Source organism: Thermosynechococcus sp. QKsg1, from assembly GCF_031586415.1.
GTDB lineage: Bacteria > Cyanobacteriota > Cyanobacteriia > Thermosynechococcales > Thermosynechococcaceae > Thermosynechococcus.
Genome location: NZ_CP134200.1, coordinates 1,247,811 through 1,262,881, shown reverse-complemented (window position 1 = coordinate 1,262,881; position 15,071 = coordinate 1,247,811). Strand labels below are relative to the sequence as shown.

General features: G+C 52.4%; 9 protein-coding genes and 1 CRISPR repeat array. Of the genes, 4 read left to right on the top strand and 5 right to left on the bottom strand.

The window, feature by feature from the left end; genetic code table 11:
* Positions 1 to 174 precede the first annotated feature (174 nt).
* The 3 genes from RHP47_RS06355 (at position 175) to asnS (ending at position 4,999) form a co-directional block, all read left to right on the top strand.
* On the top strand, positions 175 to 1,134 hold the full coding sequence (locus tag RHP47_RS06355; RefSeq protein ID WP_149819215.1) for an FHA domain-containing protein: 960 nt from the start codon (positions 175 to 177) through the stop codon (positions 1,132 to 1,134).
* 68 nt (positions 1,135 to 1,202) lie between these two features.
* The gene (locus RHP47_RS06350) at positions 1,203 to 3,599 is read left to right on the top strand and encodes an endonuclease MutS2 (protein WP_310841341.1); all 2,397 of its coding nucleotides are present in this window, start codon (positions 1,203 to 1,205) and stop codon (positions 3,597 to 3,599) included.
* An 11-nt stretch (positions 3,600 to 3,610) separates the two neighbouring features.
* Positions 3,611 to 4,999 carry an asparagine--tRNA ligase gene (gene asnS / locus RHP47_RS06345; RefSeq protein WP_310841339.1) on the top strand — a complete coding sequence of 463 codons (1,389 nt, stop codon included), beginning with the start codon at positions 3,611 to 3,613 and terminating at the stop codon, positions 4,997 to 4,999.
* 1 nt (position 5,000) lies between these two features.
* Here the strand turns inward: asnS and trpB are convergent, their stop codons facing one another.
* Complete coding sequence (gene trpB, locus RHP47_RS06340; RefSeq protein WP_286649972.1) at positions 5,001 to 6,242, bottom strand: tryptophan synthase subunit beta; 1,242 nt, start codon at positions 6,240 to 6,242, stop codon at positions 5,001 to 5,003.
* 48 nt (positions 6,243 to 6,290) lie between these two features.
* Positions 6,291 to 7,067 (bottom strand): DUF1350 family protein, encoded by a 777-nt coding sequence (locus tag RHP47_RS06335; protein ID WP_310841335.1) that lies wholly within the window; start codon positions 7,065 to 7,067, stop codon positions 6,291 to 6,293.
* A 75-nt stretch (positions 7,068 to 7,142) separates the two neighbouring features.
* Between RHP47_RS06335 and RHP47_RS06330 the strand changes: the two genes are divergently transcribed.
* Positions 7,143 to 8,333: a F420-0:Gamma-glutamyl ligase gene (locus RHP47_RS06330; RefSeq protein ID WP_310841333.1), complete on the top strand. Its 1,191-nt coding sequence runs from the start codon at positions 7,143 to 7,145 to the stop codon at positions 8,331 to 8,333.
* 26 nt (positions 8,334 to 8,359) lie between these two features.
* Here RHP47_RS06330 and RHP47_RS06325 read toward each other — a convergent pair whose 3' ends face one another.
* The 3 genes from RHP47_RS06325 to RHP47_RS06315 form a co-directional block, all read right to left on the bottom strand.
* Positions 8,360 to 9,310: a class I SAM-dependent methyltransferase gene (locus RHP47_RS06325; protein ID WP_310841332.1), complete on the bottom strand. Its 951-nt coding sequence runs from the start codon at positions 9,308 to 9,310 to the stop codon at positions 8,360 to 8,362.
* 12 nt (positions 9,311 to 9,322) lie between these two features.
* Positions 9,323 to 11,348: direct repeats of the CRISPR family, unit length 36 nt; unit sequence GTTTCCATTTGTTCGGCTGGGAAAGAATCCCAGCAC.
* 295 nt (positions 11,349 to 11,643) lie between these two features.
* Positions 11,644 to 12,366 (bottom strand): cytochrome c biogenesis protein CcdA, encoded by a 723-nt coding sequence (locus RHP47_RS06320; protein ID WP_149821714.1) that lies wholly within the window; start codon positions 12,364 to 12,366, stop codon positions 11,644 to 11,646.
* Positions 12,367 to 12,370: 4 nt separating this feature from the next.
* Complete coding sequence (locus RHP47_RS06315; RefSeq protein ID WP_310841331.1) at positions 12,371 to 15,055, bottom strand: pitrilysin family protein; 2,685 nt, start codon at positions 15,053 to 15,055, stop codon at positions 12,371 to 12,373.
* Positions 15,056 to 15,071: the final 16 nt, after the last annotated feature.

Below are 15,071 nucleotides of genomic sequence, written 5' to 3'. Positions count from 1 at the left end.
TCGAACTGTCCTGTCTATTTATCATACTCATAACGAGTACGTTTTAGCAACCTAGAGGGTGCTACTGCCATTCTATTGACATCTAAGATGGAGGTAGTCCCTTGCTGCTCATCAACGCTAGGATAGGCAGCATAAAAATAAGTTTGATGATTTGAGTGTTTTTTAGCTGCTGCTATGGACGCCTCAGCCAATCGCCCCGATACCTACGTTCCACACCTACAAGCACCCAGCCGTTCTGGTGAACAGCAGTGGGGGTTCATGCGTCCCAGTGAGCTGATTCTAGCGGCACCCACACCCCGGTTGTTATTGCACTCCATTTACATGCAACGTTCAATTGTGTTGGATCAGTTACCCGTTTGGCAAATTGGTCGAAGTAAAGATTGTGATATTGTCCTACCCGATCGCTGGTGTTCGCGGCACCATCTTTGTATTGAGCGGCAGGCGGATCATCGCTATCGGCTGACTGACCTCAAGAGCATGAACGGGACATTTATCGGTAATAACCGTATCCACGCGCCCCATCTCCTCAGACACGGCGATCGCATTTCCATTGGTGAGTCAGAACTAGAGTACATTGACCTACGGGATGCGCCGAGTCCTCACCCCTACACCAATCATTCCCATGGGAGTAATAGCCAAGTCACGGTCTTGATGACCCACTCTTCGCGTACCCAAGGGGAAATGTGGCGGGAATTATTGAACTCCCAAGGGATTTCGACGATTTGGGCAACATCCCACTTTGAGTTAGAAAAAATCATTGCCCATGTGGAGTCCCTCAACTGCAAAGTCAGCCTCTTGCTCCTCGATTTGGGAATGCCAAAAACCAATCCCTACGATTTTTGTCGCCAGTATCGCCAGCGCTATCCAGAAATGAATGTCATTCTCCTCAGTGGCCTGCGCACCCGTGTCCATGAATCGGAGTGCAAGTGGGCGGTCAACCAAGGCGCGATGGCACTCTTTGCGGGCTTGCCGCGCGAAAATCTGTTTGGAGATCTCACGAGTATTACCGAGCGATTGCAAACGATCGCCCAAGCCATCGAATGGACCTACTTCAATCCTGAAGCCCTCACCAGTACCCTGCTGAAACTGCAGGATGCCGTGGATGCGGAGATGTCGTCGGGGATGGTCCTCTAGAACCGCTGCACGGATTGGTGAGCAGTGCTACAGTCAGTGAAAGTAGTGTTTTCAGCAGATAGCGAACATTGGTTGTTCTCACATCACAAGTTAGTGCACTAGACAAATCCCTAGGGCGGCTGGAGTGGCCGCGTCTCTGTTATCAGTTGGCAACGTTTGCTGCTACCAAACGGGGGATGCGCCAGCTGCAGGGGGGAGAGATTCTAGGGGGCACCCAAGCAGCCAGTCAAGTGCTGTTGGCTCAAACCACTGAGGTGATTACCCTAGAAACGGTGCACCAAGTGCGCTTAGATTTTAGCCAAGTCACGGATATTGAACCTGCCCTTCGCCGGTTGGATCATGGGGGCTGTTTGCAGGGAATGGAGCTACTGGCGATCGCCCACCTGTTGAGTGCGGCGCGGCAACAGCGGCGTCAAATTGAGGAACACGCGCAACTCAATGAACTCCAACAACTAGTGGCCGGTGTCCGTACCTATCCTGAGGTGACTCAGGAGATTTACCGCTGTATTACCGATCAGGGGCAAGTGAGCGATCGCGCCAGTCCAGAATTGGCTGAGATTCGCCAGCAGCAACGGCAGTGCCGTACCCAGATCCAGCAGCAACTGCAGCAGATTCTGCAGCAGCGAGCCAGTGCTATTCAAGAGGCAGTGGTCACCCAACGGCGCGATCGCTATGTGTTGGCAGTCAAAGCCACCCACAAAGACCAGATGCCGGGGATTGTCCACGATCTCTCCGCCAGTGGTGCCACGCTCTACATTGAGCCACGGGAAACCATTGACCTGCAAAACCGCCTGCAACAACTTACCCATCAGGAGGCTGAGGCCGAACGCGCCATTTGCCAAGCCCTCTCGGATCAGTTGGCCACGATTAGTGATGATTTGTGGTATCTGCTCGATGTGCTGACCACCCTCGATATGGCGGTGGCCCGTGCCCACTATAGTCTCTGGTTGCAGGGCAACCCACCCCAGTTTGTCAGTGACACGCGACTGCACCTGAAGGCCTTGCGCCATCCCCTGTTGGTGTGGCAGGAGCACCATGAGCAAGGACAGACCGTGGTTCCCATTGACATTGAATTGCACCCCCCCACCAAGGTGGTGACAATCACTGGCCCCAACACTGGCGGCAAAACAGCAACCTTGAAGGCCTTGGGCTTGGCAGCACTGATGGCAAAAGCAGGGTTGTATGTGCCAGCGGCAGCGCCCGTAGAGTTGCCCTGGTTTACAGGGATTTGGGCAGACATTGGGGATGAGCAGTCCCTGACCCAAAACCTGTCCACCTTTTCCAGTCATATCTGCAATATCCGCGATATTCTCACAGAGCTCGAGATGACAGGGGGCAATACGTTGGTGCTCCTCGATGAAGTGGGGGCCGGCACCGATCCCAGTGAGGGCACAGCCCTAGCGATCGCCCTGTTGCGCTATCTGGCAGAGCACGCCAGTCTCACCTTTGCCACCACCCACTATGGCGAACTCAAAGCCCTCAAGTATCAGGACAGCCGCTTTGAAAATGCCGCCGTTGAGTTTGATGAGACCACCCTTGCCCCGACCTATCGGCTGCTGTGGGGCATACCGGGACAGTCTAACGCCCTAGCGATCGCCCAGCGGTTGGGGCTATATCCCAGCATTATTGAGGATGCCAAAGCCTTTCTCAGTAGCGACAGCAACCGCATCAATGAAATGATTATGGGGCTGGTGGCACAACGCCAAGCCCAAGAGGCCAAAACCACAGCGGCAGCGGCGCTGCTGCGGGATACAGAAGCCCTCTACCAAGAAATTGCCACCAAGGCTCAAGAACTGCGACAACGACAGCAGCAACTGCGCCAACAACAGGAGGAGCAGGTACGCAGCGCCCTCCATCAGGCTCAGCAGGAAATTGCCAAAGTAATTGCTCAACTGCAACGCGCCAACAGTCCCGAACAGGTACAAGCTGCCCAAACGGCCCTAGCTCAGATTGAAAAAACCTATCTCCCCCCGCCGCCGCCTGCCGAATTTATACCGCAGCCCGGCGATCGCGTGCGTTTGCCCCAATGGCAACAGGTGGGCGAAGTCCTCAGTGTCAGCCAGCAGGGGGATATTGTCGTCCAAGTGGGTTCCGTGAAATTTACTGTGCCGCCCCACGCCGTAGAGTCCCTCAAGGGCGAACCGGTACGCACACCATCTAAACCCAAGGCCGACCCAGCTCAAGCTCCCCTCCCACCCCCTTCTCGCACCCCAACCCCAGCACCCGCCATTCGCACAGAGAGCCGTACCCTCGATCTGCGGGGCAAGCGCACCCATGAGGCGGAACCTCTCCTAGAGGAATTTCTCAACCGCCAGCAGGGAACGGTTTGGATTATCCACGGCCACGGCAGTGGTGCCCTCCGCCAGTTTGTGCATCAATTTTTAGAGCAGCACCCCAGCGTTCAAAGCTATCACCTTGCGCCTCCTGAAGAGGGAGGACGGGGAGTAACCATTGTGCAGTTATAGGAACAAGACCCATGCAGCAGCGGATTAAGGATATTCTTCATCAAGGTCAAGTGGGCGATCGCGTCACCGTCAAGGGCTGGGTGCGCACCAAACGCGAACTCAAGGAATGTACGTTTGTCAACGTCAACGATGGCTCAATCCTAGCCGGATTGCAGGTGGTCATTCCCAACACCGTGGCAGCAGCAACGCCAGCCATTAAAGACCTGACCACAGGAGCTGCCGCAGAATTCAGTGGCGAACTGGTGCGTTCTCCCGGCAAAAACCAAGCCATTGAACTCCATGCCCAGCAGATTCACCTTTGGGGCAGTGCCGATCCAGAAACCTATCCCCTGCAAAAAAAACGCCACAGCTTTGAATTTCTACGCACCATTAGTCATCTCCGGCCGCGAACCAATACCCTAGGCGCAGTGATGCGAGTGCGCAATGCCTGTGCCACTGCCATTCACCAATTTTTCCAAGAGCGGGGATTCCTGTGGGTACACACCCCGATCATTACCGCCAGCGACTGTGAAGGGGCTGGGGAACTCTTTACCGTCACCACCCTGGATTTAGCGCAGCCACCCAAAACCCCAGAGGGGAATATTGACTTCAGTCAGGACTTTTTTGGCCGCCGTGCCTACCTGACGGTGAGTGGCCAACTGGAGGCAGAAATTATGGCCACGGCATTTACCAATGTCTATACCTTTGGCCCCACCTTCCGCGCTGAAAACTCTAACACCTCGCGGCATCTAGCCGAGTTTTGGATGGTGGAGCCAGAGATGGCCTTCTGTGACCTGATGGGAGATATGGAACTGGCGGAGGCCTTTTTGCAGTTTGTCTTTCGCTATGTCCTTGACCACTGCCCAGAGGATATGGCCTTCTTTCAGGAGCGGATTGATAATAGCGTCATGGCCACCGCCGAACAGATGGCAACTCAACCCTTTGCCCGCCTCAGCTACACAGAAGCCATCCAAGTGCTGGAAAAAAGTGGTCGCGCCTTTGAATTTCCCGTGGCTTGGGGACTAGACCTGCAATCGGAGCATGAGCGCTACCTTGCTGAGGAATACTGCCAGCGCCCCGTGATTGTTTATGATTATCCCGCCAATATTAAAGCCTTCTATATGCGCCTCAATGACGATGGCAAAACGGTGGCTGCCATGGATGTCCTTGCCCCGAAAATTGGCGAGATCATTGGTGGCTCCCAGCGGGAAGAGCGCTTTGAGGTGTTACAGGAGCAGATTGTCCGCCGTGGGCTAGACCCTGCCCCCTACTGGTGGTACTTGGATTTGCGCCGTTATGGCAGCGTCCCCCATGCCGGCTTTGGTTTAGGATTTGAGCGGCTGGTGCAGTTTATGACGGGGATGGATAATATCCGTGATGTCATTCCCTTTCCTCGTACACCGGGGAATGCGGAGTTCTAACTCAGGGGGCTTGCTGTGCCTCAAAATAGCGGCCAATCGTTTCCACGTCCTTGTCGCCGCGTCCTGAACAGTTAATGACAATGCGCGGCTGCCCCGTTAATTGCGGGCATAGCGTTTCCAGATAGGCCAAGGCATGGGCGGTTTCGAGGGCAGGGAGAATGCCTTCCAACTGGGTAAGACGCACACAGGCAGCCACGGCCTCAGCATCGGTGACACTGTAGTATTCGGCACGGCCAATGTCCTTGAGGTAGCTGTGCTCTGGCCCGACGCCCGGATAGTCTAAACCGGCACTGATGGAGTGGGCCTCAACCACCTGACCATCGGCATCCTGCAAGAGATAGCTCATGGCACCGTGGAGTACCCCCACTTCCCCTTTGGTCAGGGTGGCAGCATGGTGACCCGTGTCCACCCCTTGACCCGCAGCTTCAACACCAATTAAGCGCACTTGAGGTTCCTCGACAAATTCATGGAAGAGTCCCATGGCATTGGAGCCGCCGCCAACACAGGCGAGCAGAATATCGGGCAGCCCGCCCCATTTCTCAAGGCACTGCCGCCGCGTTTCTGCCCCAATGACGGCATGGAATTCCCGCACTAGCATTGGGTAGGGATGGGGCCCCGCCACTGAACCCAAGATGTAATGGGTGGTTTCAACATTGGTTACCCAATCGCGAATCGCTTCGGAGGTGGCATCTTTTAGGGTGCCTGTGCCTGCACTGACGGGGGTCACTTCTGCTCCCAATAGGCGCATCCGCAGCACATTTAACCGCTGCCGCTCCATATCCTGTACCCCCATGTAAATCACACATTGGAGGCCAAAGCGGGCACACACTGTTGCTGTAGCTACCCCATGCTGACCGGCACCTGTTTCGGCAATAATGCGCTGTTTGCCCATGCGTTTGGCAAGGAGGACTTGCCCGAGGGCGTTGTTGATTTTGTGGGCACCCGTATGGTTGAGGTCTTCCCGTTTTAGATAGATCTGGGGTTGGGCTTGATCATGGGCATAGTGGGCACTGAGGCGTTCGGCAAAGTAGAGGGGACTGGGACGACCAACGTAGTCCCGCAGCAGTTGCTGAAATTCTGCTTGGAATTCAGGGTCTTGGCGATAGTGGGCAAAGGCCGCCTCGAGTTCACTGAGGGCGGGCATCAGCGTTTCGGGAACATACTTGCCACCAAAGCGACCAAAGCGACCACGGGGATCGGGGCGAGCAGCGGCACTGAGGGCAGCAGAGGGGGCAACAGTCACGGGCAAAGTCCTTTTTTCATCAAGGGTTCCTTATGTGATTGTGCCACGCTACGGGCGGGAACGGCGGGCAGTGCCTAGGGGATTGAGCCACTCCAACAGACACTCCTCCAGAATCTGCATTTCGGGAAAGAGACTTTGCTTGATCCACTGGCCGACGGCATCTAGGGGAGAAAATTCTGCGCCGACTTGCCACTTGAGTCCTTGGCTGAGGGGGGTGAGGTGATTCCCCGGTAGCTTCAAGGCAGTGACCATATCGCCAAATTTGGCTCTGAGGAGACTGCGCAGGCGGGCTGTTTGGTCAATATCGTCCTCTTGGAAACGGATCAAGAGATTACGGCGCACAGGATAGCGCTCTTGAATCAGTTTTTCGGTTTCTGTCGGGCTGGGACTGAATTCGACACCCACGGGGGCAAGGTTTTCCATCCAAGGAATGGATTGACTGGCGGGGTAGTTGTTGAAGGCCATGAATATATTCCCAGCGCGATCGCCATCGTAGAGGCTATTGATCAGCAGGTGGAGCTTGCAGCCCATACTGTGTCCCAAACCATAGATGGGCAATGCCGCTGGGTAGCCGCGGCGATAGATCAACCAATCAAGGGCATAGTCGAGTTTATTCAGCACATCGAGGGCGATCGCCCCATGATCAAAGGTGTTCACAAAGGGCGTGGCAATAATGCCATAGCCCGCCTCCGCTAGGTGCTCCAACAAGCGCCGATAGGTCAATTGCGGTGCCGCTGCCACAAAAGCTCCCCCCAGAAAGTGAATCCACCCCAAGGGACGCTGGGGAAGACACAGCCAACTGCCGCGAACCTCTTGCCACTCCAAAATCCAGTCACTCCAAAAATGCCTAACTGACTGTAATCTAGCGAATACGGGAAATGCAGTGGTACAGGACACGTGATGATTGCAACAGTTATCGGCATAGGGGCAGCCGCCCTAGGATTCCTAGCCCTTTTGGTGGCGATCGGTTTGGAAGGGCGGTATCGCCAGCGGCCAGCCCATCCCCTTGAAGTGATCCGTGCCACTTGGAATCTGGAAATCTATGAGCCAACCCACTACCGTTTTGTCGGGCTATTGGGACTGAGCAACCCCCACCGTGGCCTTGAGGTGATGGTGCCAGACTTACGGGCAGAGGTGGTGCTATTGTCCGATGGCCGTGTCGATATGATTCAGACGGATGTGCAGGTCATCCCCCGCCACCCGGAGCCAGAGTTTCCCCCCCGTGCCGATGGCTATTGGTTTGCCTATATCGTCAAGTCCACCAAGCAAACGAATGTCGAGATTTGTGTGGATTTGCAGGGAATTGGCGTGAGCGAGGTCAAGGCTGCTTGGGTCAAGATTCACTACATTGCCTATGGCCCCCATGGTCGCTTCCTGAAAACCCATCATGAATTTATCCCCCTCAAGTTTCCGGCCACGGGAAATACAGGTGTGTGGCGACAGGCGGAGGGATGTCAGGTACTCCCCATTCGCACCCATTTACTGACGCCGTTGGATATTCCCCTAGAGGTACTCAATCGCTACGTCATGCCCCATGCCCAAGCAGGTGATATTGTCGCAATTGGTGAAACCCCCATTGCCATTATTCAAGGCCGCCTCAAAGATCCTGCCCAACTGCGCCCCGGCTGGGTAGCAACGCGGGTGTGCCAGTTCTTCTTGCCGACTTCCAGTTTGGCAACGGCCTGTGGCATGCAAGCCTTGGTCGAGGAAGTGGGAGCGCTACGGGTGCTGTTGGCCTTTGTGGGGGGGGCGATCGCCAAAGTCTTTGGTCACAAGGGCGGATTTTATCAATTGGCCGGCGAACAAGCTCGCCTCATTGACGATGTGACAGGTACCCTGCCCCCCTACGATCAATTTATTGTCATGGGACCTGTTAACCCCCAAGCCGTCGTGGAGGATCTGGCAGCAAAAACGGGTTTGGGCATCGCCATTGTGGATGTTAACGACCTAGGGGCAGTCAAGGTGCTTGCAGCGAGTCAGGGAGTCTCCCCTCACTTCCTCACGACTGCTCTGAAGAAAAACCCCGCCGGTAATGCCGATGAGCAAACACCCATTGTCTTAATCCGGCCTTTCGGTGTTTCTCCGAGCTAGATTGAGGGTTTCCTAGACAAGATGCATTAGCTCTTATGACCAACATTGCGAAGAAAAATATAATTCTGTTTCTTTAAAACATTGCGGTATATTGGCAAAATAATATTCTTTGCAATATTTCTTATCCCTGACCAGCCAGTTGTATATTGATATTGCTTAAGTATTGGAATATAAACTTCTTCCATTTGTGCTACTTCTGCCATCTTAATAAGAGATGATCTCCGAAAGAAGTTGATATGTTCTAACGGGGCTACAGGGTTGAGGGAATTAGGAGAACCCTTTGGTGATGTCCAGTCCATGATCTTCAATCGGCGATCTATGTCGTTGGCAGTGGGCACACTTACCTTGATCATGCCATTTGGTTTTAAAGCCATCCTCAAATACTTTAAGGTATTCAGAGGCTCTGATATGTGTTCAAATACCTGCTCAGTATTAATAAAGTCAAACCGATACTGATGAATTTCATCCCAGCTAATTACCTTTATGCCATTTGACTGAGCATGTGCTATACACTCTTTTGACAATTCTACTCCGTATACCTCACATCCAAAAGCTTTAGCCATCAGCGCCCAGTTACCCCAGCCCATACCAAAATCAAGAAAGTTCAATCGAAAAGGCTTTTCATTAAAATACGAAATAATCTGCATGATTTCTTTTACATAGCAAGAATAGTAATCAAGACCAGTGCTCTCTTGATGCTCTTTAAAAGATTCCTTTGAATTTATCCAATGGTCATACAGCCTTTCCATTAGAGTTTTGTTGGGGATATCTCTTTGAAAAATCATTCCGCAGACGTCACATTCACATAGAATATAAACTGCTCCTTCTAAATAATCAAACTCAACTCTTCCTGAATAAAAATCGTTGAGGTAATCCTTAATCGGTGGTCTATCATATTCAGCCTCATAAATTATTTGGAATGCCGCAGAACCACATGCTGGACACTCTTTGCGTGTTTCAAACCAACAATTTGTCATTTTCCTGTTTCCATTTCCACTAGTTCGGCTGGGAAAGAATCCCAGCACTTTCAGCATAGAAAGGGCTACAAAAAACGTCTTGTTTCCATTTGTTCGGCTGGGAAAGAATCCCAGCACATCTAAGCCATGTTCTATCTATTTTTACCCTTAACTGTGTTTCCATTTGTTCGGCTGGGAAAGAATCCCAGCACATCATCAGCAGGATCAGCCTGACAGCCCAGCAGGTTTCCATTTGTTCGGCTGGGAAAGAATCCCAGCACTCAAAGAAATCATTAAGCAGCATGCTCGACTAGCGTTTCCATTTGTTCGGCTGGGAAAGAATCCCAGCACAACAGAACCGATAATTGTCGTTACTGAAGGATATGTTTCCATTTGTTCGGCTGGGAAAGAATCCCAGCACTTTGCCTAGAGCGTGAAACTTTGTTAAATACGCTCCGTTTCCATTTGTTCGGCTGGGAAAGAATCCCAGCACAACTCAGGATCATCATACCCTTGTTCTACTTTACCCGTTTCCATTTGTTCGGCTGGGAAAGAATCCCAGCACGCCAAATAAGTGCTTTTACTAATTGTATGCGGCTCGTTTCCATTTGTTCGGCTGGGAAAGAATCCCAGCACCTTAGCGCGCGCTAGGCGTGCCTTATCGTTAATGACCGTTTCCATTTGTTCGGCTGGGAAAGAATCCCAGCACATCAAACTTTGATTGAAGCCTTTCCAGTTCTTCTTGTTTCCATTTGTTCGGCTGGGAAAGAATCCCAGCACTAACCTGTAGCAGAGCATTACTACAGCCATGAGAGTTTCCATTTGTTCGGCTGGGAAAGAATCCCAGCACCATAAAACCTGTTGGACAGTACCCAAGGATTTAACGTTTCCATTTGTTCGGCTGGGAAAGAATCCCAGCACATTAGTTTCCATTGATTGATGTTTTTCTCGAGAGGTTTCCATTTGTTCGGCTGGGAAAGAATCCCAGCACCCGACATGGCATGAACTGATTTACTTGAGCGAAAAGTTTCCATTTGTTCGGCTGGGAAAGAATCCCAGCACATTTGAAGCTCACTAGTCATTTGTTTGAAATAGGAGTTTCCATTTGTTCGGCTGGGAAAGAATCCCAGCACCCCGTGCCGCCTTCAAATCCCGCTCAATCTCAGAGTTTCCATTTGTTCGGCTGGGAAAGAATCCCAGCACTTCTTAGTTTTCGGGGAGCTAAAATTCCCCAAAATGTTTCCATTTGTTCGGCTGGGAAAGAATCCCAGCACTTCTATTATTTGGCGCCCAAAAACCAAACAGTGAATGTTTCCATTTGTTCGGCTGGGAAAGAATCCCAGCACTTCTAGCTAACTCTAACTTAGATACACGTTATTACATGTTTCCATTTGTTCGGCTGGGAAAGAATCCCAGCACGGTTAGCTGAATTACTTGCAAACCCTGTTAAAGGGTTTCCATTTGTTCGGCTGGGAAAGAATCCCAGCACGGATCAATTGATGATCCTTTAATTCTTAAAGAAATGTTTCCATTTGTTCGGCTGGGAAAGAATCCCAGCACGCAGTGAACCCAAAATCCCGTGCAAATAAAGATTGTTTCCATTTGTTCGGCTGGGAAAGAATCCCAGCACACAGGAAACAGTTTTAAGGATTGAATCGTCAAAAGAGTTTCCATTTGTTCGGCTGGGAAAGAATCCCAGCACCCGCCTATTGCTGCCCAAGGCAACTTCCAAAAAATTAGTTTCCATTTGTTCGGCTGGGAAAGAATCCCAGCACCTTGTCACAGGCCTATTCTCTAAAAACTCCTCTAGTTTCCATTTGTTCGGCTGGGAAAGAATCCCAGCACAATTCAACAAATTAATGATTTGTATAATAACAGTAGTTTCCATTTGTTCGGCTGGGAAATAATCCCAGCACATTAACTGTGATTTATCTGCCGCTATTTCTTTTACCGTTTCCATTTGTTCGGCTGGGAAAGAATCCCAGCACATACGCGCATTATTTTTTAATAAATCTAAATTAAAGTTTCCATTTGTTCGGCTGGGAAAGAATCCCAGCACTGCGCCTTCCTAGAAGGTGCTCTACGACTACTATAGCACAGGTCATTTTCAAGCACCTAGAGAGGATCATTTTTTTGTTTTTGTAAAATTTTTAGATCCGCAGGGTCACAGGATGTGAAAGTCACTCTGGAACTGAATTTCGGGAAAATTCAAGCACCTCCAAATCTGTTAGAAATTGCTCAAAGCGTTGTGGAGACTGGGTTTGAGAAAATTGCCAAGCTGAGAGGATATTTTTGTCCAGAGGTGCTTGCATGGCTGCCGCCATCGGCTAACCACTGCCCCTTTGACTTGAGCACTAAAGACGAATGGCTAAAGCAATGACGCCAAAAGCAATGAGGAGCACACCGCTCACAGGGGTAATCCAACTCGACCACTGCCGCAGTGCCAAGAGCTTTTGCAAGGCACCGCTAAATACTCCGACTAAAATCAGCGGCGCGACATACCCTGTTGTATACGCCAACAGCAGGCCAGCCCCCACCACTAGCTTTTGGGTTGTGGCCACCCATGCCAGCAGCGTTGCCAAGACCGGCGTACTACAGGGTGCTGCCACAAGGCCAAATGTTGCCCCTAGGGTATAGGCTTGCAATCCCGCAGGAACCCGATCCGGCAGTTCCTCTAGGAAGCGACTGCGGGGAAAGCTCAGGGGCAAGGCATTGAGCAAGTTTAAGCCCATGGCGATCGCCACCAAGCTCACCACGATCGTTAACCCCCAGCCCACCTGACCGTAGATGCGACCAGCAACCGCAGCAATCATCCCCAACAGGGTTAAGGTGGTTGCGAGGCCAAGGGCAAACCAAAGAGACTGGCGCAAGACGGAGCTATTTTGCTTTGTGGCGTAGCCGGCGATGTACCCGACAGTAATTGGCAGCATCGAAAGGGTGCAGGGAGTCAGACTTGTGAGCAGTCCCGCCAAAAAGATAATCCCCACACTCATGACGCTGAGACTGCTCAGTTGACCACTCACCCATTGGTTTGCCCACTGTTCTAGTTGATAGAGTTGGAGCGTTAAGCTGGCCATGGCATCAAAGGTTAAAGGCAACAGGGGGACCCGCCGTCACAATCACCAATCGCTCTGGATCAAGGAGATCGCGTAGAGCTTGATTCACTTGCTCTAGAGTCACCGCTTGCAAGCGATCGCTAAACTGTTGTAATTCCGCCGGCGGTAAGCCCACACTGGCATTTCCCAACAGCGTCTGTGCCACCACATCGACATTGGCTAATTCCACAATGTAGGTATTGCTGAGGCTGCGCTTGGCCGCATCGAGTTCGGCAGCAGTGAATCCTTGGCGGCGCGCCTCCCGCAGGAGTTGCAGCGTGGCCTGAATGGCCTTGGCGGTATCTTCGGGAGCCGTTTGCAGTTGGATGATAAAAGGCCCTGCCTGACGACTGGCACTAAAGAAGCTATAGATGCCGTAGGTCAAGCCTTGGCGATCGCGAATCTCTGTGCCCAAGCGACTGGCCAGCGTGTCTCCCCCTAGGATGTGATTCATCAGTATCGCTGCGTAGAAGCGAGAATCGCGGCGATCGATCCCCGGCGCCCCCAGATAGGTAATCGCTTGGCTCTTACCGGCAATCACCGCATTCTTAAAGAGGGTTTGCTCGGGCGGTGAAACCGCAGGAAAGGTTAGGGACAGGGGATCCGTTTGGGGTTGCCACGAGCCAAAAATTTCATTGAGGCGCGATCGCACCTCCACTGGGTCAAAATCTCCCACGAGGGTCAAAATCGTGTGATCGGGGGTATAGGCCGCCCGATAAAAGTTCAACAGGTCTGGGCGTTGAATCGCCTGTACAGATTCAGGAGTGGCAAAGGGATGCAGGGGATGATTGGCGGGATAGAGGGTTTCTTGCAGGACGCGGCGCCCCCAGCGCACAGGATCATCCGCCTCAAGGCTCAGAGCCGTGAGATAGCGTTGTTGGCTGAGCTTAAACTCCGGTTCTGGGAAGGTGGCTTCTTGAAGGACTTCACCAAGGGTTTGCAACAGCGTGGGCAGTTCACTGGCCAAGGCATAGCCCTCAATATCCACTCCATCGCGGAAGGCACTGAATTCTAGGCTAATGCCACGATCCTCAAGGGTTTGTGCCAGCGTCAGGGCATTTTTGCGCCGCGTGCCATTGAGGAGATTGGCAGCAGTGAGGTGGGCCACCCCCGGTTGTGTCAATAGATCGTAGGCTGTTCCTGCGTCAATGCGCCCCGCCAGCGTAATGGTTGGTGTACTGCGATCCACGAGTAAGAGCACCCGCAGGCCATTTTTCAGGGTAAAGGTTTCCACCCCATTATTTTTGACCTCAGGGGCAGCCTGCCCACTCCCTTGGGGTAAATAGGCGGCAATGGTTTGCGGATCCACTGGCTCACCGACAAGATTATGGGCGGTGGTTTGGGCACCCGGCCGACCTGAAAGCTCAACATCGGCAAATTCACTGGGAATAAATTCCCCCACAATCCAGCGATCGCGCCCAAAGTAGGTCTGCACCACTCGTTGAACATCCGCAGCCGTGACTTTTTCAATGGCCGCAAGGTGGCGATCGCTAAAGCGATAATCTCCCGTCAGGGTTTCATCATTAGCCAATTGACTGGCTTGGGCATCAATGTCACGATTGCGCAGGATAAAATTGGCCTTGAGCTGTTGCTTAGCCCGTTGCAGTTCAGCGGCACTCAAGGGATGCTCTGCCAGCTGGTGGAGAATCTGGCCAATGGTCTGCTCAATCGTCTCAAGGGATTGCTCCGGAGCCGCGATCGCGCCAATTTCAAACCAGCCCCCCGCCTGTAACGCGGCCACATAGGAGTAGGCCGAACTGGCTTGACCCGTTTCCATCAATTCCTGATACAAGTACGAACTGCGTCCGCCACTGAGGAGCATATCCAGCACATCCAAGGCCGCCTGATCTGGATGGGTCATCGCTGGAATGGGTACCAAAATCTGTAATAGCGGCGCACTCCCCGGTTCTGTGAGGCGAATTCGCTGGGCTTGACCTGCCGTTGGCGGCGGTAATGAAGGAGACTTTAGAGGGTCGGTTGGCCGAGGAATCTGCCCAAAGGTTTTCTTGACCAGTTCCAGTGCCCTTGGGGGACGAACATCGCCAGCAATCACCACAACGGCATTATCGGGGCGATAGTACTGGTGATAAAAACTCTTCACCGCTGGCAGCGTAAACTGCTCCACATCACTGGCCGTTCCCCCCACTGGCAAGCCGTAGGGATGATGGGGATAGAGGGCGGCCATCACGGCTCGACTGAGGCGATATTCAGGACTATTTTCATAGCCTTGCAGCTCCGAGATCACCACCCGTTTTTCACTCTCAAGGGCCTCGGGGGTCATCAGGATATTGCGCAGGCGATCGGTTTCGAGGATCAGCAGTGGTTCTAGTTGGTCAGCGCGCACCGTATGGTGGTAGGCAGTCATGTCGTAGCTGGTAAAGGCATTGGAAGCACTGCCAAGGGCATAAAACAACTGACCAAACTGGACGGGACGGCTCTTGGTGCCCTTAAACATCAAATGCTCCAGTTGGTGGGCAATCCCATTTTCTCCCTTGGGTTCATGGCGAGAACCAACGCGATACCACACCTGTAAACTCACGACGGGTGCTGTGGAAATCTCTTTGATCAGCACCGTGAGGCCATTGTCTAAAACGGTTTTGGTTACACCACTACCGAGTCCTTCTACCGTGTGCAGGGGAAAAATCACCGCCAAACTGGTACTCAAGAGCATCAAGCCAATAAATAAT

Excerpts from the sequence above, each read along its gene's own strand:
- RHP47_RS06355 (WP_149819215.1), top strand. The coding sequence starts at position 175 with ATGGACGCCTCAGCCAATCGCCCCGATACCTACGTTCCACACCTACAA.
- asnS (WP_310841339.1), top strand. The coding sequence starts at position 3,611 with ATGCAGCAGCGGATTAAGGATATTCTTCATCAAGGTCAAGTGGGCGAT.
- RHP47_RS06330 (WP_310841333.1), top strand. The coding sequence starts at position 7,143 with ATGATTGCAACAGTTATCGGCATAGGGGCAGCCGCCCTAGGATTCCTA.
- RHP47_RS06325 (WP_310841332.1), bottom strand. The coding sequence starts at position 9,310 with ATGACAAATTGTTGGTTTGAAACACGCAAAGAGTGTCCAGCATGTGGT.
- RHP47_RS06320 (WP_149821714.1), bottom strand. The coding sequence starts at position 12,366 with ATGGCCAGCTTAACGCTCCAACTCTATCAACTAGAACAGTGGGCAAAC.
- RHP47_RS06315 (WP_310841331.1), bottom strand. The coding sequence starts at position 15,055 with ATGCTCTTGAGTACCAGTTTGGCGGTGATTTTTCCCCTGCACACGGTA.